Annotated in this window: 18 protein-coding genes; 11 read left to right on the top strand and 7 right to left on the bottom strand. The window is 60.2% G+C overall.

All coding sequences use genetic code 11. The features are described 5' to 3' along the window. Positions 1–22 precede the first annotated feature (22 nt). Both AAEZ09_RS12150 and AAEZ09_RS12145 read right to left on the bottom strand, forming a co-directional pair. Positions 23–922 carry a D-hexose-6-phosphate mutarotase gene (locus tag AAEZ09_RS12150; protein WP_350599588.1) on the bottom strand — a complete coding sequence of 300 codons (900 nt, stop codon included), beginning with the start codon at positions 920–922 and terminating at the stop codon, positions 23–25. A gap of 70 nt (positions 923–992) precedes the next feature. Beyond that, positions 993–1,397, bottom strand: a complete 405-nt coding sequence (locus AAEZ09_RS12145) for an acyl-CoA thioesterase (RefSeq protein ID WP_003176975.1) — start codon at positions 1,395–1,397, stop codon at positions 993–995. A 365-nt stretch (positions 1,398–1,762) separates the two neighbouring features. On the opposite strand from AAEZ09_RS12145, the gene AAEZ09_RS12140 reads away from it, so the two are divergent. The 8 genes from AAEZ09_RS12140 to AAEZ09_RS12105 all read left to right on the top strand — a co-directional run bounded on the left by AAEZ09_RS12140 (position 1,763) and on the right by AAEZ09_RS12105 (position 12,509). Next, entirely contained in the window at positions 1,763–3,061 is a 1,299-nt protein-coding gene (locus AAEZ09_RS12140; RefSeq protein WP_350599586.1) for an MFS transporter, read from the top strand. 241 nt (positions 3,062–3,302) lie between these two features. Continuing rightward, positions 3,303–4,304: a phosphate ABC transporter substrate-binding protein PstS gene (locus AAEZ09_RS12135; RefSeq protein ID WP_045057803.1), complete on the top strand. Its 1,002-nt coding sequence runs from the start codon at positions 3,303–3,305 to the stop codon at positions 4,302–4,304. A 257-nt stretch (positions 4,305–4,561) separates the two neighbouring features. Next, positions 4,562–6,844 carry an ABC transporter permease subunit gene (locus AAEZ09_RS12130; RefSeq protein WP_205891745.1) on the top strand — a complete coding sequence of 761 codons (2,283 nt, stop codon included), beginning with the start codon at positions 4,562–4,564 and terminating at the stop codon, positions 6,842–6,844. A gap of 15 nt (positions 6,845–6,859) precedes the next feature. Then, positions 6,860–8,530 carry a phosphate ABC transporter permease PstA gene (gene pstA / locus AAEZ09_RS12125; protein WP_045057805.1) on the top strand — a complete coding sequence of 557 codons (1,671 nt, stop codon included), beginning with the start codon at positions 6,860–6,862 and terminating at the stop codon, positions 8,528–8,530. A gap of 185 nt (positions 8,531–8,715) precedes the next feature. Beyond that, complete coding sequence (pstB, locus tag AAEZ09_RS12120) at positions 8,716–9,549, top strand: phosphate ABC transporter ATP-binding protein PstB (RefSeq protein ID WP_045057806.1); 834 nt, start codon at positions 8,716–8,718, stop codon at positions 9,547–9,549. 70 nt (positions 9,550–9,619) lie between these two features. After that, positions 9,620–10,381, top strand: a complete 762-nt coding sequence (gene phoU / locus AAEZ09_RS12115; RefSeq protein ID WP_045057807.1) for a phosphate signaling complex protein PhoU — start codon at positions 9,620–9,622, stop codon at positions 10,379–10,381. A 166-nt stretch (positions 10,382–10,547) separates the two neighbouring features. Next, positions 10,548–11,447 (top strand): response regulator, encoded by a 900-nt coding sequence (locus AAEZ09_RS12110; RefSeq protein WP_045057808.1) that lies wholly within the window; start codon positions 10,548–10,550, stop codon positions 11,445–11,447. Positions 11,448–11,612: 165 nt separating this feature from the next. Then, the gene (locus AAEZ09_RS12105) at positions 11,613–12,509 is read left to right on the top strand and encodes a peptidoglycan DD-metalloendopeptidase family protein (RefSeq protein ID WP_045057809.1); all 897 of its coding nucleotides are present in this window, start codon (positions 11,613–11,615) and stop codon (positions 12,507–12,509) included. 114 nt (positions 12,510–12,623) lie between these two features. Here the strand turns inward: AAEZ09_RS12105 and AAEZ09_RS12100 are convergent, their stop codons facing one another. From AAEZ09_RS12100 to phoB, 3 genes are all read right to left on the bottom strand, one after another. Further along, complete coding sequence (locus AAEZ09_RS12100; RefSeq protein WP_045057810.1) at positions 12,624–13,964, bottom strand: hemolysin family protein; 1,341 nt, start codon at positions 13,962–13,964, stop codon at positions 12,624–12,626. A gap of 123 nt (positions 13,965–14,087) precedes the next feature. Then, positions 14,088–15,410 carry a phosphate regulon sensor histidine kinase PhoR gene (gene phoR / locus AAEZ09_RS12095; RefSeq protein WP_045057811.1) on the bottom strand — a complete coding sequence of 441 codons (1,323 nt, stop codon included), beginning with the start codon at positions 15,408–15,410 and terminating at the stop codon, positions 14,088–14,090. A gap of 101 nt (positions 15,411–15,511) precedes the next feature. Then, positions 15,512–16,201, bottom strand: a complete 690-nt coding sequence (phoB, locus tag AAEZ09_RS12090) for a phosphate regulon transcriptional regulator PhoB (protein ID WP_008150066.1) — start codon at positions 16,199–16,201, stop codon at positions 15,512–15,514. Positions 16,202–16,353: 152 nt separating this feature from the next. Here phoB and AAEZ09_RS12085 point away from each other — a divergent pair, with 152 nt between their 5' ends. After that, positions 16,354–16,740, top strand: a complete 387-nt coding sequence (locus tag AAEZ09_RS12085; RefSeq protein WP_350599584.1) for a COG4315 family predicted lipoprotein — start codon at positions 16,354–16,356, stop codon at positions 16,738–16,740. A 126-nt stretch (positions 16,741–16,866) separates the two neighbouring features. On the opposite strand, the gene ubiA is transcribed toward AAEZ09_RS12085, so the two are convergent. Then, on the bottom strand, positions 16,867–17,757 hold the full coding sequence (ubiA, locus tag AAEZ09_RS12080; RefSeq protein ID WP_205891744.1) for a 4-hydroxybenzoate octaprenyltransferase: 891 nt from the start codon (positions 17,755–17,757) through the stop codon (positions 16,867–16,869). After that, positions 17,757–18,320 carry a chorismate--pyruvate lyase family protein gene (locus AAEZ09_RS12075; protein WP_350599583.1) on the bottom strand — a complete coding sequence of 188 codons (564 nt, stop codon included), beginning with the start codon at positions 18,318–18,320 and terminating at the stop codon, positions 17,757–17,759. Before AAEZ09_RS12075 ends, ubiA begins: the two co-directional genes overlap by 1 nt. A 200-nt stretch (positions 18,321–18,520) precedes the next feature. Between AAEZ09_RS12075 and AAEZ09_RS12070 the strand changes: the two genes are divergently transcribed. Both AAEZ09_RS12070 and AAEZ09_RS12065 read left to right on the top strand, forming a co-directional pair. Continuing rightward, positions 18,521–18,688: a rubredoxin gene (locus tag AAEZ09_RS12070; RefSeq protein ID WP_007954349.1), complete on the top strand. Its 168-nt coding sequence runs from the start codon at positions 18,521–18,523 to the stop codon at positions 18,686–18,688. 19 nt (positions 18,689–18,707) lie between these two features. Beyond that, positions 18,708–19,856 (top strand): NAD(P)/FAD-dependent oxidoreductase, encoded by a 1,149-nt coding sequence (locus AAEZ09_RS12065; RefSeq protein WP_045057815.1) that lies wholly within the window; start codon positions 18,708–18,710, stop codon positions 19,854–19,856. Positions 19,857–19,944: the final 88 nt, after the last annotated feature.

Below are 19,944 nucleotides of genomic sequence, written 5' to 3'. Positions count from 1 at the left end.
GTGTCCGGTAAAAGCGATGCTTTTAAAGCGGCTTGCTGGCGATGCTCACACCAAGCGTGTGACTCGACCCCGGCGCCAGCACCACCACATCGTCCATCACATTCGCCGTCTCGATGCACAGCATGCGCTGCCAGCCATCGTCAGCCATGTCGCTGAACGCTGCCGCGCGCTCAACCCACGGATTCCAGATCACCACCGAGCGCGAACCGCTGCTGCGCAGCTCGATCCGCCGTTCCCACGCCGGGTCAACAATGCTCAGCGTTTGGGGCGTATCGAGATAGATGCGATCAGTCTCGCCGGTGAACTGCAGGTCACCGATCTGCTTCACGGTTTTCCAGTCATCCAGCGTCTCGATGTAGTTCAAGCTATCCAGGCCCTCGATATGCACAGTGCGCACATCGCTGACCGCGAAATAGCTGTGCAATGCCTGGCTGATCGTGACGCTTGAGTTGCCGCGGTTATGACTGGTCAGGCCGATGTGCAGCTGCTCATCCAGGCGAATGCTCAGCTTCAGATCCACTTCATGCCGCCAGCCTGGAAAGCCGCCATCGGGGTAGGGCAGGGCGAACTCGACCTTCAGGGTTTCACCCTCGGTCTCGATGCCGGCCAGCTCCCAGTCCATCGCCCGGACAAACCCGTGGGCCGTCGCCGGCTCCTGGCTGGAACGCATGGCCTGAACGCTTTGCGGGTTGCGCGCCAGATTGCCGAACCATGGCCAGCAGACGGGCACACCGGCACGAATGCTCTTGCCGGTGTTGAACACTGCCTCATCGTTGAGCCAGATCAGCGGCGGTTGGCCGGCCAACTGATAGCTGAGGATTTGCGCGCCTTGCTGGGCGACCAGCAATTCGGCCTGACCGTGGCGGATGCGCCAGCAGTTCAGTTCATCCAGTTTCATGGCTTCTACGTTGGGCGTGCTCATGGGGCGACTCTCAATCTGGAACAGGGCTGCAATGGACCGCAAAACGCTCCCGGCGTTTGACGCTTTAGGGCTATCGAGCTCTGGACGGAACCGAACGAGTACGCCCACTGCCGTCGATGGCAACGAACACGAACACCGCTTCGGTGACCTTGCGCCATTCGCTGGACAGCGGATCGTCGCTCCACACCTCAACCATCATCTGGATCGAGCTACGGCCGATTTCCAGGGCCTGGGTATAGAAGGAGAGCTGGGCGCCTACCGCTACAGGTACCAGGAACGCCATGCGATCGATCGCCACGGTGGCTACGCGACCGCCCGCGACCTTGCTGGCCATCGCAGTGCCAGCCAAATCCATCTGCGCCACCAGCCAACCGCCGAAAATATCGCCGAAGCCGTTGGTTTCGCGCGGCAATGCAGTGATTTGCAGGGCCAGGTCGCCTTGCGGAATTGGATCTTCTTGTTCGAGCTCTATCATGCCGGGGGTGCCTCTGACCCGTGAGTCTTCATTGGTACTTCAGGTGAATAGCCGTCCTAAGAAAAAACGATTCAGCCCCGAACATACTACGTTCGTCACGTTTTTCGAAAGGCGCCTAAAAGGGAAACTCTGCGAAATCGCCTATGTACCCCGGCAGGCGTTTTCGCACAGCAACCCAGTCAAATCCTTGCAGGATTGCGAGTATATCGGTCGGTAGACTCCGAGACGACCGTCGGGTTCTCATTTTGACCGTCAAATATGCACATCCATGTGCTTTTTCGAACAATTTGCTATCGTGCCGGACCTGCCCAAGCCTCGGCCAGAGCTGTTGAGGTTGCAGATTCGACTATAAGAGAAGCCTTGCCATGACCACAGCGCCCTCGAGCGTCGCGCAGCCAACACAACCCGCACGTCCGCTGACTCGGAATGACTACAAGACCCTGTCGCTGTCCGCCCTCGGTGGTGCGCTGGAATTCTACGACTTCATCATCTTCGTATTTTTCGCCACGGTGGTGGGCAAACTGTTCTTCCCGGCCGACATGCCCGAGTGGCTGCGGCTGATGCAGACCTTCGGCATCTTCGCTGCCGGTTACCTGGCGCGCCCATTGGGCGGCATTGTCATGGCGCACTTCGGCGACCTGCTGGGCCGCAAGAAAATGTTCACCTTGAGCATTTTCATGATGGCGGTGCCGACCCTGATCATGGGTCTGCTGCCAACCTACGCGCAGATCGGCATGTGGGCACCGATTTTGTTGCTGCTGATGCGGGTCATCCAGGGCGCGGCTATTGGCGGGGAAGTGCCCGGCGCGTGGGTTTTCGTTTCCGAGCATGTGCCCCTGCGTCACATCGGCTACGCCTGCGGCACCCTGACCAGCGGCCTGACCGCCGGCATCCTCCTGGGCTCATTGGTCGCCACTGCGATCAACAGCCTTTACACCCCCACCGAAGTCGCTGATTACGCCTGGCGTATCCCGTTCCTGCTGGGGGGTGTGTTTGGCCTGTTCTCGGTTTACCTGCGTCGCTGGCTGCACGAGACCCCGGTATTTGCCGAGCTGCAACTGCGCAAAGCGCTGGCCGAAGAAGTGCCGCTCAAGGCCGTGTTGCGTGACCATCGTGGCGCTATCCTGATTTCCATGCTGCTGACCTGGTTGCTGTCTGCCGGCATCATCGTCGTCATTCTCATGACCCCGACCGTGCTGCAGACCGTCTACCATTTCGCGCCAACCGTCGCCTTACAGGCCAACAGCCTCGCCATCGTCTTCCTGAGCCTGGGGTGTGTTGCGTCCGGCGCACTGGCGGACCGCTTTGGCGCAGGTCGGGTATTCGTGTTCGGCAGCGCCGCGTTGCTGATCAGCTCGTGGACCTTCTATCACAGCCTGTTCAACCACCCCGACTGGCTGTTCCCGATGTATGCCCTGACCGGCTTGCTGGTAGGTACCATCGGTGCGGTGCCCTACGTGATGGTCAAGGCCTTCCCGGCGGTGGTGCGCTTCAGCGGGCTGTCGTTTTCCTACAACCTGGCCTACGCCATCTTCGGCGGCCTGACGCCGATGGTGGTGACCCTGCTGCTCAAGGAAAGCCCGATGGGCCCGGCCTACTATGTCGCGATCATTTGTGGCGTCGGGATAGTGGTGGGTGGGTACCTCTGGAAGAAGGGGCGCTAGCGCGCAATCTTCTTCAATCTTGCCGACCCCGTCGCGAGCAGGCTCGCTCCCACACTGACTCTGTAATCACTTCAGAACCGCTGTGGGAGTGAGCCTGCTCGCGATGCGGGCAACGCGGGTCTCCCTTCCGGCATCGAATGGTGGCCTTTCATCCAATTGTCATATTTCAGCCATAGAGTGTTCACACGGCCTGCTAATACTTGGCCCCGACTTAACACACCCTATCTGCTAGGAGTAAGGCATGAAACTGAAGCGTTTGATGGCGGCAATGACTTTTGTCGCTGCTGGCGTTGCGACTGCCAACGCGGTTGCCGCTGTTGACCCTGCTATCCCGAGCTACACCAAGACCACTGGTGTGTCGGGCAACCTGTCCAGCGTCGGCTCCGATACTCTGGCCAACCTCATGACCTTGTGGGCCGAGAACTACAAAAAAGAATACCCGAACGTAAACATCCAGATTCAGGCCGCTGGTTCCTCCACCGCGCCACCTGCGCTGACTGAAGGCACCGCCAACCTGGGCCCGATGAGCCGCAAGATGAAGGACAACGAGCTGCAGGCCTTTGAAACCAAGTACGGCTACAAGCCAACCGCCATCCCGGTTGCCGTGGACGCCTTGGCTGTGTTCGTGCACAAGGACAACCCAATCCAGCACATGACCATGGAACAAGTCGACGCGGTGTTCTCGTCGACTCGTCTGTGCGGTGGTAAAGCCGACGTTAAAACCTGGGGCGACCTGGGTGTGACCGGCGACCTGGCGAACAAGCCGGTTCAGTTGTTCGGTCGTAACTCGGTATCGGGCACCTACGGCTACTTCAAGGAAGAAGCCCTGTGTAAAGGCGACTACAAGCCGAACGTCAACGAACAACCTGGTTCGGCTTCGGTCGTGCAGTCCATCAGCTCCTCGCTGAACGGCATCGGTTACTCGGGCATCGGTTACAAGACTGCCAGCGTGAAGACCGTGGCACTGGCCAAGAAAGGCAGCACTGACTTCATCGAAGACACCGAAGAAAACGCCTTGAACGGCAAATACCCGCTGTCGCGCTTCCTCTACGTGTACGTCAACAAGGCGCCGAACAAGCCTCTGGCCCCGCTGGAAGCTGAGTTCGTGAAGCTGGTTCTGTCCAAGCAAGGCCAGGAAGTTGTAGTGAAAGACGGCTACATCCCACTGCCAGCCAAAGTTGCTGCAAAAGCACTGGCTGACCTGGGTCTGCAGGAAGGCGGCGCTGAAGTCGCAAAAAAGTAAAACCCTGAGTCCGGGGAAACCCCGGACTCCGTGTGCGGGAGCTGTGTAGGAGCTGTCGAGTGCAACGAGGCTGCGATCTTTGGATCTGGCTTTTATCAGCAAGATCAAAAAATCGCAGCCTCGTTGCACTCGACAGCTCCTACAGGGTTCCCCACACGCCTCCAATTCCCGCTCCGCTGCCAGTTTCCACAGGCGGCGGATTTGTCGCGTCACTGCACTGTCATCTTTCTGTCATACAGGATCGCTAGGGTGTGCGAATGAATGATCTGGCCAATTCCACAATGACTACAAATCCCCCCAAGCGAATTGATTTCAATACGCCTGAGTTGCAACGCAAGCGCCGTATGCGCGCGCTCAAAGACCGCCTGACGCGTTGGTACGTCCTCATTGGCGGCCTTGCCGTGCTTGGGGCGATCACGCTGATTTTCTTCTTCCTGGGCTACGTTGTCGCGCCGCTGTTCCAGGGCGCCGACCTGACGGCCAAGGACTCGATCACGCCCGCCTGGATGCAGGACGCCGGCAAGCCGCTGATGATCTCCCTGGAAGAACAGAACAAGGTGGCCATGCGGGTTTCGGACAAGGGCCAGGCGTTGTTTTTCGACATCGACAGCGGCGCAGAGCTGCGTCGTGTCGACCTGCCGGTCCCGGCCGGTAGCCAGGTCACTTCCATCGGTGAAGACCAGCCGGGTTCCCCATTGGTTGCGGTCGGCTTTTCCAACGGCCAGGCTTTGGTGTTCCGCCACACTTACAAAGTGACCTATCCCGACGGCAATAAGACCATCTCGCCAGCCATTGAATACCCGTATGGCGAGACCCCGATCGCGTTGAACGAAGCGGGCGGGGCGCTGGAGCATATCAGCCTCAACGCCACAGATTCGACCCTGTTGCTGGTGGGCTCCACGGGCGCGCAGCTCAACGTGTTGTCGCTGACCCGCGAAGAAAACATGATGACCGGCGAAGTCACCAGCGAGCAGAAGCGTATCGATCTGCCGCAGATGACCGAGACGGTGAAAAACATTTTCGTCGACCCGCGCCAGCAGTGGTTGTACGTAATCAATGGGCGTGCCCAGGCCGACGTGTTCAGCCTGCGCGACAAGAGCCTCAACGGTCGTTACAAGCTGCTTGAAGATGGCGAGGCGCAGATCACTGCCAGCACTCAGCTGGTGGGCGGTATCTCGCTGATCCTCGGCGATTCCAAGGGTGGCCTGGCCCAGTGGTTCATGGCTCGCGACCCGGATGGCGAACAGCGCCTGAAACAGATTCGCACCTTCCAGATGGGCACCACGCCCATCGTTGAGATCACTGCCGAAGAGCGTCGCAAAGGCTTCATCGCCCTGGATGCATCCGGCAAGCTCGGCGTGTTCCACAGCACCGCGCACCGCACCCTGCTGGTGGATCAGGTCGTCGACGGCCAGGGCATTTTTGGCCTGTCACCACGGGCTAACCGCGTGATCGTCGAGGCCGGCGGCAAGATTCAACCGCTGCTGCTCGATAACCCGCACCCGGAAGTTTCCTGGAGCGCACTGTGGAGCAAGGTCTGGTACGAGAACTACGACGAGCCTAAATACGTCTGGCAATCGACCGCCGCCAACACCGATTTTGAACCCAAGCTGAGCCTGTCCCCGCTAACGTTCGGTACCCTCAAAGCCGCCTTCTACGCCATGCTGCTGGCCGCGCCACTCGCCGTAGCGGCCGCGATCTACACCGCCTACTTCATGGCGCCGAGCCTGCGCCGCAAGGTCAAGCCGGTGATCGAGCTGATGGAAGCAATGCCGACGGTGATCCTCGGCTTCTTCGCCGGCCTGTTCCTCGCGCCCTACGTGGAAGGACACTTGCCGGGCATTTTCAGCCTGTTGATGCTCCTGCCGATCGGCATTCTGGTGGCGGGTTTCGTCTTTAGTCGCCTGCCTGAATCCGTGCGCCTGAAAGTGCCGGACGGTTGGGAAAGCGCGATTCTGATCCCGGTGATCCTGTTCGTGGGCTGGCTGTCTTTGTACATGAGCCCGTACATGGAAAACTGGTTCTTCGGCGGCGACATGCGCATGTGGATCTCCCACGACCTGGGCATCACCTACGACCAGCGCAACGCCCTGGTGGTTGGCCTGGCCATGGGTTTCGCGGTCATCCCGAACATCTATTCCATCGCCGAAGACGCCGTGTTCAGCGTGCCTCGCGGCCTGACCCTCGGTTCCCTGGCCCTCGGCGCCACGCCTTGGCAAACCATGACTCGTGTGGTGATCCTCACCGCTAGCCCGGGGATTTTCTCGGCGCTGATGATCGGCATGGGGCGTGCGGTCGGTGAAACGATGATCGTGCTGATGGCCACCGGTAACACCCCGGTCATGGAAATGAACCTGTTCGAAGGCCTGCGCACACTGGCCGCCAACGTTGCGGTGGAAATGCCCGAATCGGAAGTTGGCGGCAGCCACTACCGCGTGCTGTTCCTCTCGGCCTTGGTGCTGCTGCTGTTCACCTTCGTCATGAACACCCTCGCGGAACTGATTCGTCAGCGTCTGCGCAAGAAATACTCGTCGCTTTAAGAAAGGTAGAAGTCTGTGAAACAGAACTCCCTGAACGGATGGTTCAAGAGCGGCGCCCCGGGCGTCTGGATCAGCGGTGGCGCGGTGTCCATCGCGGTCATCATGACGATCGGCTTGCTGGCCGTGATCGCCGTGCGCGGCCTGGGCCACTTCTGGCCGGCGGACTTGATCCACGCCAGCTACGACGTGCCTGGCCAGGCCAATCACCTGGTCATCGGCGAAGTGGTGCAGAAAGAAGAAGTGCCCCGTGAGCGCCTCAAAAGCGCTGGCCTGCCGGTGCCCGAGCAGGGTCCGGAGTTCATGACCCGTGAGCTGATCAAGGTCGGCAACCGTGACTTGAACGGCAATGACTTCACCTGGGTCGTCGGCGAGTGGCTGACTAACCAGAAGACGCCGCCGGAGCTGATGGCGATCGAACGCCGCGAGTGGGGCAACTTCTACGGCTACCTGGTCAACGTTAAGCAGGATGGCAAAGTCATCGCCGAAGGCGAGGCGGCGTGGCCTGAGTTGCAGGCCCGTGTCGAGCGCGTGAACAGGCTGGCGAGCGAGCTCAAGACCCTGGAGAAGTCCGACATTGGCGCGATCAACGCCGGACTGGAACGCATTCGCCTGCATGGCCGCAAACTGGAACTGGACGGCAAGCTGGACGCTACCGCGCAAGCGGACATGGAGTCCGAGCGCGCCGAGCTCAATGCCCGTTATCAGGACATCGAAGCGCGCCTGGCCGACCTGCATGCCCAGTTCAATCGCGACAGCCTGACGGCCCGCGATGCCAACGGCAAGGAGATCGAAATCGGCATCGGCAAAGTGGTTCACGCCTACCAGCCGAACGCCATGGGCACCATGACCAAGATCGGCTTCTACTTCAGCAAGGTCTGGGAATTCCTGAGCGACGATCCGCGTGAAGCGAACACCGAAGGCGGGATTTTCCCGGCGATTTTCGGCACCGTGATGATGACGTTGATCATGGCGATGATCGTGACGCCGTTTGGCGTATTGGCTGCGGTGTACCTGCGTGAATACGCCAAGCAGAACACCATGACCCGGCTGATCCGCATCGCGGTGAACAACCTGGCCGGTGTACCGGCCATCGTGTACGGCGTATTCGGCCTGGGCTTCTTCGTTTATGTCCTGGGTGGCTCGGTTGACCGGTTGTTTTTCCCTGAAGCCCTGCCGGCGCCGACTTTCGGTACTCCGGGGTTGCTCTGGGCATCCCTGACCCTGGCGCTGCTGGCGGTGCCGGTGGTGATTGTGGCCACTGAAGAAGGCCTGGCGCGGATTCCTCGCACCGTGCGCGAAGGCTCGCTGGCCCTCGGCGCGACCAAGGCGGAAACCCTGTGGAAGATCGTACTGCCGATGGCCAGCCCGGCGATGATGACCGGCATGATCCTCGCCGTTGCCCGTGCCGCGGGTGAAGTGGCGCCGCTGATGCTGGTGGGTGTGGTGAAACTGGCGCCGTCGCTGCCGCTGGACGGTAACTACCCGTACCTTCACCTCGATCAGAAAATCATGCACCTGGGCTTCCATATCTACGACGTCGGCTTCCAGAGCCCGAACGTCGAAGCCGCACGCCCACTGGTCTACGCCACGGCGTTGCTGCTGGTGCTGGTGATTGCGACCTTGAACCTGTCGGCGGTCTATATCCGTAACCACCTGCGCGAAAAATACAAAGCTTTAGATAGCTAAGACAAACCCTGTGGGAGCTGGCTTGCCAGCGATGGCATTACTGCGGTGTAACTTGAAACACCGCACCGCCTGCATCGCTGGCAAGCCAGCTCCCCCAGGGATCGGCACAAGCCACAGATTTTCAGTAACCCATTGGCAAGGCCAGTGGCTCAACGAACCGAATTTGTTAGCACAGGGAGCCTCCCATGCAACACGAAACACATACCCACGGCATCAACATGTCGGCCCTGGGTCGCGACAAACAGAGCCTGAACCTCGAGCAGGAAACCGTGGCTATCGAAGTGCCTGGCCTGAGCCTGTTCTACGGTGACAAGCAGGCGTTGTTCGACGTCAGCATGAACATCCCGAAACAGCGCGTCACAGCCTTTATCGGCCCGTCTGGCTGCGGCAAATCCACGCTGTTGCGTACTTTCAATCGCATGAACGATCTGGTCGACGGTTGCCGTGTGGAAGGCGCCATCAACCTGTACGGCAACAACATCTACCGTAAAGGCGAAGACGTTGCAGAGCTGCGTCGACGCGTGGGCATGGTGTTCCAGAAGCCGAACCCGTTCCCCAAGACCATCTACGAAAACGTGGTCTACGGCTTGCGCATCCAGGGCATCAACAAGAAGCGTGTGCTTGATGAAGCCGTGGAGTGGGCGCTCAAGGGCGCGGCTTTGTGGGACGAGGTAAAAGATCGCCTGCACGAATCCGCACTGGGCCTTTCCGGTGGTCAGCAGCAGCGTCTGGTGATTGCCCGTACCATCGCCGTGGAGCCGGAAGTGCTGCTGCTCGACGAACCCTGTTCGGCTCTGGACCCGATCTCCACGCTGAAGGTTGAAGAGCTGATCTACGAGCTGAAATCGAAGTTCACCATCGTCATCGTGACCCACAACATGCAACAGGCCGCGCGGGTCTCCGACTACACAGCGTTCATGTACATGGGCAAATTGGTGGAATTCGGCGACACCGATACCCTGTTCACCAATCCGGCGAAGAAGCAGACCGAAGATTACATTACCGGTCGTTATGGCTAGCAATAGTGGTTGTTCACTGAACTGACGCTGCGGTCCACCGCACCTTACCGGACGCTCCAAGGACGCCAACATGATTAGTAAAGAAGGCCTTACCCATCACATCTCCGCGCAGTTCAACGCCGAGCTAGAGGAGGTGCGCAGCCACCTCCTGGCCATGGGCGGACTGGTCGAGAAGCAGGTCAATGACGCGGTTACCGCGCTGATCGAAGCCGATTCCGGTCTGGCCCAGCAGGTTCGCGAAATCGATGACCAGATCAACCAGATGGAACGCAACATCGACGAAGAATGCCTGCGCATCCTGGCCCGTCGTCAACCTGCGGCGTCCGACCTGCGTTTGATCATCAGCATTTCCAAGTCGGTGATCGACCTGGAGCGCATCGGTGACGAAGCGACCAAGATCGCCCGCCGGGCCATTCAGTTGTGCGAAGAAGGTGAAGCGCCGCGCGGTTATGTCGAAGTGCGTCACATCGGCGACCAGGTGCGCAATATGGTCCGTGACGCACTGGACGCTTTTGCCCGCTTCGATGCCGACCTGGCATTGTCGGTAGCCCAGTACGACAAGATCATCGATCGCGAATACAAGACCGCCCTGCGTGAACTGGCGACCTACATGATGGAAGACCCGCGCTCTATCTCGCGGGTCTTGAGCATCATCTGGGTGCTGCGTTCCCTGGAGCGAATCGGCGATCACGCGCGCAACATTTCCGAGCTGGTGATCTATCTGGTGCGCGGCACCGATGTGCGTCACCTGGGCTTGAAGCGCATGAAGGAAGAAGTTGAAGGCACAAGTGGCGAAACCGCTAATGTTCCGGGTGTAGCTGACGATAAGTAAGTTTGCCCAAGAGAAACGCCCGGCCTTTTGGTCGGGCGTTTTTGTTTGTGGCTTACGAATTCGAAGCAGCACCCCGCGAACGAAAAGTCCCGGCGTGACTGAGGGTTTATGGCGGTGTGCCATCAGCAAAGCGCTAAGCTTGCCGGGGTTTTGGAAGGGGTGATGGATGAGTAAGGTCAGTGTTTTGGTCGTGGACGATGCGTCATTCATTCGTGACCTGGTGAAAAAATGCCTGCGCAATTACTTTCCGGGCATTCGGATCGAGGACGCCGTCAACGGCAGGAAGGCCCAGGTCTTGCTGGCCAGGGAAACATTCGACCTGGTCCTGTGTGACTGGGAGATGCCGGAAATGTCCGGCCTGGAACTGTTGACCTGGTGCCGCGAGCAGGACCGTCTCAAGACCATGCCGTTCGTGATGGTGACCAGCCGTGGCGACAAGGAGAACGTTGTCCAGGCGATCCAGGCAGGCGTTTCCGGCTACGTCAGCAAGCCCTTCAACAACGAGCAGTTACTGACCAAGGTCAAGCAGGCCCTGAACAAGGTCGGCAAGCTCGACGCGTTGATGAGCAGCGCGCCGGTGAAGATGAGCTCCGCCTTCGGCAACGACTCCCTCAACGCCTTGACCGGTGGCCAGGCGACCGTGGTTGCTGCGCCTGCGATTCCGACGCCGTCACGTGGCCTGATCAGCAACTCGCCACCCAAGGCCGCTGCTGCACCGTCTGCGTCTGCAGGCCGCGGCCATGGGCAGTTGCGCCTGTCCAGTGGTAACCAGCAGTGCGTGATCAAGGCCTTGAGCCTCAAGGAAGCCTTGTTGGTGGTGAAGCGTACTGACACGTTGCCGCAGGTGCTCGACAGTGCCGTGCTCGACCTGGAGCAGGGCGACAATGCCGAGATCGCGCGTCTCAACGGCTACCTGCATGCCATCGTCGCCTATGAACCGAGGCCTGACAGCGAGTGGTTGCAGCTGACCTTCCGGTTCGTGGACCAGGATGCTCAGAAGCTCGATTACATATCGCGATTGATAGCACGTGGTACGGTACAGAAGCATTTTGTGCCGGGTGCTTAAATCCTTGGTTGCCTGAAAGCCGCCATCGCGAGCCTGCTCGCGATGGCGTCATCCGATTCACCACACATCCATTGATCTGCCGATTTTGAAACATCTGCCGCCTACCCAGGTCCATTGCAGCTGCTAGGCTCCCTCCCAGGACTCTCCTCGACAGAACCTCTGCCCATGCTCGCGCGCTTGCTGTTTTTCTGTGGTCTTTTCCTGGCCTCCACCTCGGTTGTGGCCATGACTATCTACAAGTCCAAGGACGCCAACGGCGTGGTCTCCTACAGCGACCGCCCCTCGAAAGGCGCCAAGGTGTTCGTTTTCCGCGATCGCATGGTCGAGCGCCTTGAAGGCCAGGTGTACCTCGACATCAAGAAACAGCAGGGCGCTGATAGCGTATTTGTGCGCAATGACCTGTACGCGCCGGTCGAAATCGAATTGAGTTTTGCCGGTCTGAAGAACGTCAGCGGTGCGCCGAGCCGCCCGATCCGTCGGGTGCTGCCGGCGCGCAGCAACCTGCGCCTGGCGCTGCTCACGGCCACCCGGGCGGGAAAGCCGCTGGTGTATACCCCGGCGTTCAAATATTCCCTGGGCGACCCTGCAGGGGCTGCCCTGGCTTATCGCTACCCATTGCCCTGGCGGGGTGGGCCGTTTCGGCTGAGCCAGGGTGCCAACGGCCAATACAGTCACTTCGGCGCGAAAAATCGCTACGCCATGGACATTGCCATGCCTGAAGGCACGCCGATCATTGCGGCGCGAGGCGGGATGGTGGTGAAGACCGAGAATAACCAGGCCGGCCAGGGGACCGACCCATCAGGCAACTTCGTACGGGTGCTGCACGACGACGGGACCATGGGCGTGTACCTGCACCTGATGCAAGGTTCGGTCAGCGTCCGGGAAGGTCAGCGGGTTGGGGTGGGCACTGCGTTGGCGCTGTCGGGCAATACCGGCAACAGCAGCGGGCCGCATTTGCACTTTGTGGTACAGCGCAATACCGGGATGGGACTGGTGTCGATACCGTACCAGTTCAATCAGCCGGTAGGTGCATTACCCAACTTTGCGTTGGGCAAGCAATAGGTTCTGAAAGCAAAAGATCGCAGCCTGCGGCAGCTCCTACTGGGATTGCGATTCCCTGTAGGAGCTGCCGCAGGCTGCGATCTTTTGGGGTCAATGCGGTTCCCCGCATTGCAATTAATCGAGCATCAACACCTTGGCCAACACAATCTTCGGCCCTTTCATCTTCTTGATGATGATCCGCAGGCCTTCGACTTCCAGGACCTCCTCCTCTTCCGGCACCCGCTTCAGGCTGTCATACACCAGCCCGGCAAGGGTTTCGGCTTCAACGTGGTCCAGGTCAATGCCCAGCAGTCGTTCCACCTTGAACAGCGGTGTATCGCCGCGTACCAGCAGCTTGCCCGGTTGATACGCGAGGATTCCGCGTTCGGCCTTGCGGTGTTCGTCCTGAATGTCGCCCACCAGCACTTCCAGCACGTCTTCCATGGTCAGGTAGCCAATGATGTTGCCGTCGGCCTCCTCAACCAGTGCGAAGTGCGAGCCACCCTTGCGGAACTGCTCCAGCAGCTGCGACAGCGGCATATGGCGCGATACGCGTTCCAGCGGGCGGGTCAGCTCAGCAAGGTTGAACGACTCGGGAATATGGTCCAGTGCCGCCAGTTCCAGCAGCAGGTCCTTGATGTGCAGCAGTCCGACGAACTCCTGTGTATCACTGTCGTACACCGGATAACGGCTGAACTTGTGGCGACGGAACATCGCCAGGATTTCCTTGAGCGGCGCATTGAACTCCAGCGTCACCAGGTCTTCCCGGGAATTGGCCCAGTCGACCACTTCCAGCTCGCCCATTTCCACCGCTGAAGCCAGCACGCGCATGCCCTGGTCGCTTGGGTCCTGACCGCGGCTGGAGTGCAGGATCAGCTTCAGTTCTTCGCGGCTGTAATGGTGGTCGTGATGAGGGCCGGGTTCACCCTGGCCAGCGATGCGCAGGATGGCGTTGGCGCTGGCGTTCAGCAGGTAGATGGCCGGGTACATGGCCCAGTAGAACAGGTACAGCGGCACCGCAGTCCACAACGACAGCAGCTCGGGTTTGCGGATGGCCCAGGATTTTGGAGCCAGCTCGCCGACCACGATGTGCAGGTAGGAGATGATGAAGAACGCGGTGAAGAACGACACGCCCTTGACCACTTCGGCGGACTCGACGCCTACGGCACTCAGGACCGGTTCGAGGATATGCGCGAACGCCGGCTCTCCGACCCAGCCGAGGCCGAGGGATGCCAGGGTGATACCCAGTTGGCAGGCGGACAGGTACGCGTCGAGCTGACTGTGAACGGTGCGCAGGATATGTCCGCGCCAGCCGTTCTTTTCTGCAATGGCTTCGACCCGGGTCGAGCGCAATTTGACCATGGCGAATTCCGCTGCAACGAAAAAACCGTTGAGCAAAACCAGGATCAGAGCAAAAAGAATCATGCCGAAATCGGCGAAGAGTGTCGCGAGGGTCAAGCCAGGGGATGGGTCCATGATGGAGTTTTGCGGGTTCCGTGTATTCGAAAGAGGGGACAGCTGTGCACCTGAAGGGCAGGCACAAGTCACCCAATGTAGCGGCTGACTGGGCGATTGCCTAGTGGCGCGTGCTGGCCGGTATCAGTCGGCGGCGTTGATGGTCAGGGATTTGCTGACCTGAGCCGGGGCGAAATGACAGGTAAACGTGCTGCCGTGCCCGGGTACGCTACTGATTTCCATCCGTGCACGGTGGCGCAACAGCACGTGTTTGACGATGGCGAGCCCAAGGCCTGTGCCGCCTGTATTGGAGTTGCGGCTGGAATCGACCCGGTAAAAGCGCTCTGTCAGGCGCGGCAGGTGCTTGCTGTCGATACCGATGCCCGAATCCTGGACGCTCAAGTGCGCGCCCTGTTCGTCGCCCCACCAGCGAACGCGGATATTGCCTTCGGCCGGGGTGTATTTGACGGCGTTGAACACCAGGTTCGAAAACGCACTGCGCAATTCCGCCTCGCTGCCCTTGAGCAGGATCTGCGGGTCCGCTTCGAGGGTGATGTGCTGGTTTTTCTGGCCGGACAGCTGCTGTGCGTCACTTTTGATCGATTGCAGCAAAGTGTCGATAGCCACCGGTGCATTGTCCGACGGGTAATCGGTGGCCTCCAGTTTGGCCAATAACAGCAGGTCATTGAGCAGCGTCTGCATGCGCCCCCCTTGCTGTTGCATCTGCTGCAAGGCACGGGACCAGCGCGGGTTTACGTCTTCGACGTTATCCAGCAGCGTCTCCAGGTAACCGCAGATCACTGTCAGCGGTGTGCGCAGTTCGTGGGAGACGTTGGCGATGAAGTCTTTGCGCATCTGCTCCAGCTGATGAATGCGCGTGACGTCGCGCACCAGCATCAGGTGCTCGTTATTGCCGTAGCGGGTGATGTACAGCTGGATGCGTACCCGATCATTGGTGGGCGAGGGGATTTCCAGCGGCTCGGAGTAACTGTCCTGCTCGAAATACTCCTTGAAGCGCGGATGGCGCACCAGGTTGGTGACGGGCTGGCCGCTGTCTTGCGGGGTCTTGAGGCCCAGCAGGGTTTCGGCGGCGCGGTTCCACCATTCCAGGTTGCCGTCGGTGTCGAGCATGATCACCGCGTCCTTGAGGGCAGCCGTGGATTCCTGAACCCGGTCAATCACCGCTTGCAGGCGCCCCCGCACGCGCTGGTCGCGGCGTTGCAGGTGGTAGATGCTGTCGAACACTTCGCCCCACAGGCCGTAGCCGTCGGGTGGTGCTTCATCGGGTTTGTGCAGGCGCAGCCACTCGTGCAGGCGCAGCAACTGCTTGAGGGTCCAGGCCAGGTACAGGGCCAGGCCTGCAGCCAGGCTCCAGCCGTAGTAGCCGGTAATCAGGCCGATCACCAGGCAGGCGGTGACCAGCAAAAGCATGTGGCGAATCAGGGTGCCATGCCAGTTTTGATTCACGGAGCGTCCTTAGCGCAGCTCAAGTTTCAAGCTGCAAGCTTCAAGTAGGGGATCGGCTGTGCTTCTGCTGGCCGCTTGTAGCTTAATGCCTGCCGCTGCTTTTATGCCTTCGTGGAAAACCGGTAACCGGTGCCACGCACGGTTTGTACCAGATTTTCGTAGGCATCGCCGAGGGCTTTGCGCAGGCGACGGATGTGCACGTCGACAGTGCGTTCCTCGACATAAACGTTGCCGCCCCAGACCTGATCCAGCAACTGGCCGCGGGTGTAGGCGCGTTCCTGGTGAGTCATGAAGAATTGCAGCAGACGGTACTCGGTGGGGCCCATCTCGGCGGGCTTGCCGTCGATGGTCACGCGGTGGCTGATGGGGTCCAGCAGCAGGCCACCGACTTCGATCGGCGTCTCGCCATCGGTCGGGCCGGCGCGGCGCAGCACGGCTTTGAGGCGCGCTACCAGCTCGCGTGGGGAGAACGGTTTGGTGATGTAGTCGTCGGCCCCGACCTCCAGCCCCTGGATCTTGTTGTCCTCTTCGCCCTTGGCGGTGAGCATGATGATCGGGATGTCCCCGGTCAGCTCGTCGCGCTTGAGGCGGCGGGCCAATTCAATGCCGGATGTACCCGGCAGCATCCAGTCGAGCAGGATCAAGTCCGGCTTGCGGTCGACGATGATGGCGTGGGCCTGCTGGGAGTTCTCAGCCTCCAGGCAGTCATAGCCGGCCATTTCCAACGCGACGGCGATCATTTCGCGAATGGGCGCTTCGTCGTCGACGATCAGAATGCTCCTGCCAACCATGCGTATATCCTCTTGTCATTTAACTGTCTTGCGCCGCATTAGATAACGGAATTATTGCAGTCGTGTGACAGTATTTTAGTCGCCCGGCGATCGCAGGGATCCTGGACTAAGCTCTAAGTCCGAATCCTGACAACCACAAAAGGAAGGTTTCCATGAAGCACATCGCGCAATCCTGGAAGGCACTATTGGTTAGCGCAGCGCTATCGCTGCCGACAATGGCCTTCGCGGCAGACCCGGGCATGGTCAAGGACGGCATGTTGGTCGACCATAAGGGTATGACGTTGTACACCTTCGATAACGACACGGGTGGCAAATCGGCCTGTACCGGTAAGTGCGCAGAAAACTGGCCGCCGCTCAAAGCGACCGAATCCGATAAGCCCGAAGGAAAATGGACCGTTATCATCCGTGACGACGGCACGATGCAGTGGGCCTTTGACGGCAAACCGCTGTACTACTTCGTTCAAGACAAGAAGCCAGGAGACATGACTGGCGACAAGAAAATGGACAAGTGGCACGTACTCCAAGGGCCGAAGATGTAAGCCATCTTCAGTAGGAGCGAGCTTGCTCGCGAAAAACTTGACCGATGACGCGGTGTTCTCCCGGGTTCACGCGTCGATCTCGGGTTCATCGCGAGCAAGCTCGGTCCTGCAAGGGAAGTGTGTTCGTCAGCGCAACGCATAATCCAGGACGATGCCGATAAAAATCGCCAACCCGGCCCAATGGTTGTGCAGGAACGCCTTGAAGCAACGCATGCGGTCCTTGCTGCGGGTGTACCAGAACTCCCAGGCAAAACAGCCCGCCGCCGCCAGCAATCCCAAGTGGAACCAGCCGCCCAGCTCGAATTTCGACCCGGCCAGAAGCAGGCAGCCCAGCGCCAGGCCCTGCAGCGTCAGGATGATCACCCGGTCCGCCTCGCCGAACAGGATGGCAGTGGATTTCACGCCGATCTTCAGGTCGTCATCACGATCAGTCATGGCGTAGTACGTGTCGTATCCCACGGTCCACAGCAGGTTGGCGATCCACAGTAGCCAGGCCGCAGCTGGCAACTCACCGGTCTCGGCGGTGAACGCCATCGGCATCCCCCAGGAAAATGCCGCGCCCAGCACCACTTGCGGGTAGTAGGTGTAACGCTTCATGAACGGGTAGGTAAAAGCCAGCGCCAGGCCACCCAACGATAGCCAGATCGTCGGCGCGTTGGTGCACAGCACCAGCAGAAAACTCAAACCCATCAGCAGCGCAAAGAATACCAGCGCCTCTTTTGAGCTGATTCTGCCGGCGGCCAGAGGGCGTTGTGCGGTGCGTTTGACGTGGCCATCGACCTTGCGGTCCGCCCAGTCGTTGATCACGCAACCACCCGCACGCGTCAGCACTACTCCGAGGACAAAAATCACGATGTTGGCCAGCGACGGCGAACCTTTGCCGGCAATCCATAACGCCCACAGCGTCGGCCACAGCAGCAGGTAGATGCCGATGGGCTTATCCATGCGGGTCAGCTGAATGAAATCCCAGGCCCTTGGATTCAGGCGGTTCAGGGACTTGAGCAGGCTCTGGTACATCAGCAGTTCTCCGGATGAGCGCGGGCGGCGGTCCACAAGGTTGGCAGAAAGACTTCGGCCACCAGCACACTCAGGGCCCCCCGGTCGAAGCGCGAGCGGCGCCCCCACAGTTGTGGTGCCCGGCACTCTTCAGGTAGCCATTGCTCAGGATAGTGACAAACCTCGATGGCACGGCGCTGAAACGCCTGGTCGCAAAACAGCAGCTCACCCAGGGAGCGGCTGCCCAGTTCGTCCATGTGCAATCCATCGCCCTGCAGCGCATTGCGCGACGCCACGCTGCGGGCAAACACCCAGGCCTCGCCGTGGCCGCGCAGGTACACCTCGCGCACCCAGCCGTCGCTGCCTTCGGCCAGGTCCAGCGCGGCGCATTCATCGGCGCGCAGCGCTTGCCAGCCTTCGAACAGCGGCGTGACGCTGAAAGCGTCATTCGACAAACGGGTCAGGCGCCGGGTCAACGATCCTTCGTCGAACAGCCAGTCGAGGGAAAATGCGTCGGGGAGGGGAGCGAGCTGGCCTTGAGGGAGCCAGGGCGGGGCCGTTCGGGGGATAATTGAGTGCGGCACGGTGAGTCATTATTGGCAGCAAATGAGGCGCCGAGCTTACCATGTCGTTCGGCGATTTTGATTGATCGGGCATGGCGCTGCGTCGAACAGGCTTGCATCTGTCGGGCTCGATCAGTACAAAACGCCCTGAGCCGGACGGCAGTGCTGCAACCATCGACCGTTCGTGCCGGCAAAAGCCTGAAACCTGAGGAAATACCTGAATGAAAAAGTGGCAATGTGTGGTCTGCGGCCTGATCTATAACGAAGCCGACGGCTGGCCGGACGACGGCATTGCGCCGGGCACCCTGTGGCAGGACGTGCCGGAAGACTGGCTGTGCCCCGACTGCGGCGTGGGCAAGATGGATTTCGAAATGATCGAAATCAACTAAGACATTAGGGGAGTAGAGAATGAACGCACCTGTCGTGATCGTAGGCACCGGGCTGGCTGGCTACAACCTGGCCCGGGAGTTTCGCAAACTCGATGGCGAAACCCCGCTGCTGCTGATTACCGCAGATGACGGACGTTCCTACTCCAAGCCGATGCTCTCCACCGGCTTCGGTAAAAACAAGGACGCCGATGGCCTGAGCATGTCCGAGCCAGGCGCCATGGCCGAGCAGTTAAAGGCCGAGGTGCGCACCCACACGCGCATCAGCGGCATCGACCCGGGCCACAAGCGTCTGTGGGTCGGCGAAGAGTCGGTGATTTATCGCGACCTGGTGCTGGCCTGGGGCGCAGAAACCGTGCGTGTGCCCATCGAAGGGGATGCCGCAGACTGTGTGTTCCCGATCAATGACCTGGAAGACTACGCGCGCTTTCGTGCAGCCGCTGTCGGCAAGCGCCGGGTATTGCTGCTGGGCGCCGGGCTGATCGGCTGCGAATTTGCCAACGACCTGATACTCGGTGGCTACGAGGTGCAACTGGTCGCCCCGTGCGAACAGGTCATGCCCACTTTGCTGCATCCCGCCGCCGCTGCTGCGGTTCAAGCCGGCCTGGAAAGCCTCGGTGCACGCTTCCATCTCGGCCCTGTGCTTAACCGCCTGCAACGCGTGACGGACGGGCTGGAAGCGCACCTGTCCGATGGCCAGGTGATTCCCTGCGACCTGGTGGTCTCGGCCATCGGCTTGCGCCCGCGCATCGACCTGGCCGCAGCGGCTGGCGTGCAGGTCAATCGTGGCGTAGTCGTCGACCGCCACCTGCAGACCTCCCACGCCAACATCTACGCCCTGGGCGACTGCGCCGAGGTCGATGGGCTGAACCTGCTGTACGTAATGCCCCTCATGAGCTGCGCCAGAGCACTGGCCCAGACCTTGTCTGGCAATCCCACGACCGTCAACTATGGCGCGATGCCGATCACTGTCAAAACCCCCGTCTGCCCCCTGGTCGTATCCCCGCCACCGCGCGGTGTGGAAGGCGTCTGGACCGTCGAAGGGCAGGGCGCAGACATCAAGGCACTGTGCCGCGATGCCAGCGGAAAACTGCTCGGTTATGCCCTCACAGGCGCGGCAGTCATGGAAAAACTGGCACTGAACAAAGAGCTTCCGGCACTGCTGGCGTAAATACTGGTCGTTCTGTCGGAATCACCCCGCTTTTGCCCCCACAAACGTCGCGCCGAGACTGGCGCAGCACCCCGCTGCGTGCCATTCT

The sequence above is a fragment of the Pseudomonas sp. 65/3-MNA-CIBAN-0223 genome (genome assembly GCF_040310425.1).
Taxonomy (GTDB): Bacteria; Pseudomonadota; Gammaproteobacteria; order Pseudomonadales; family Pseudomonadaceae; genus Aquipseudomonas; species Aquipseudomonas gregormendelii.
Note: the sequence above shows the minus strand (reverse complement) of the source record. Positions and strands in the feature narration are given on the sequence as shown.

Coding starts and splice junctions, on each gene's coding strand:
- AAEZ09_RS12150 (WP_350599588.1), bottom strand. CDS start 922: ATGAGCACGCCCAACGTAGAAGCCATGAAACTGGATGAACTGAACTGC.
- AAEZ09_RS12145 (WP_003176975.1), bottom strand. CDS start 1,397: ATGATAGAGCTCGAACAAGAAGATCCAATTCCGCAAGGCGACCTGGCC.
- AAEZ09_RS12140 (WP_350599586.1), top strand. CDS start 1,763: ATGACCACAGCGCCCTCGAGCGTCGCGCAGCCAACACAACCCGCACGT.
- AAEZ09_RS12135 (WP_045057803.1), top strand. CDS start 3,303: ATGAAACTGAAGCGTTTGATGGCGGCAATGACTTTTGTCGCTGCTGGC.
- AAEZ09_RS12130 (WP_205891745.1), top strand. CDS start 4,562: ATGAATGATCTGGCCAATTCCACAATGACTACAAATCCCCCCAAGCGA.
- pstB (WP_045057806.1), top strand. CDS start 8,716: ATGCAACACGAAACACATACCCACGGCATCAACATGTCGGCCCTGGGT.
- phoU (WP_045057807.1), top strand. CDS start 9,620: ATGATTAGTAAAGAAGGCCTTACCCATCACATCTCCGCGCAGTTCAAC.
- AAEZ09_RS12110 (WP_045057808.1), top strand. CDS start 10,548: ATGAGTAAGGTCAGTGTTTTGGTCGTGGACGATGCGTCATTCATTCGT.
- AAEZ09_RS12105 (WP_045057809.1), top strand. CDS start 11,613: ATGCTCGCGCGCTTGCTGTTTTTCTGTGGTCTTTTCCTGGCCTCCACC.
- AAEZ09_RS12100 (WP_045057810.1), bottom strand. CDS start 13,964: ATGGACCCATCCCCTGGCTTGACCCTCGCGACACTCTTCGCCGATTTC.
- phoB (WP_008150066.1), bottom strand. CDS start 16,201: ATGGTTGGCAGGAGCATTCTGATCGTCGACGACGAAGCGCCCATTCGC.
- AAEZ09_RS12085 (WP_350599584.1), top strand. CDS start 16,354: ATGAAGCACATCGCGCAATCCTGGAAGGCACTATTGGTTAGCGCAGCG.
- ubiA (WP_205891744.1), bottom strand. CDS start 17,757: ATGTACCAGAGCCTGCTCAAGTCCCTGAACCGCCTGAATCCAAGGGCC.
- AAEZ09_RS12070 (WP_007954349.1), top strand. CDS start 18,521: ATGAAAAAGTGGCAATGTGTGGTCTGCGGCCTGATCTATAACGAAGCC.
- AAEZ09_RS12065 (WP_045057815.1), top strand. CDS start 18,708: ATGAACGCACCTGTCGTGATCGTAGGCACCGGGCTGGCTGGCTACAAC.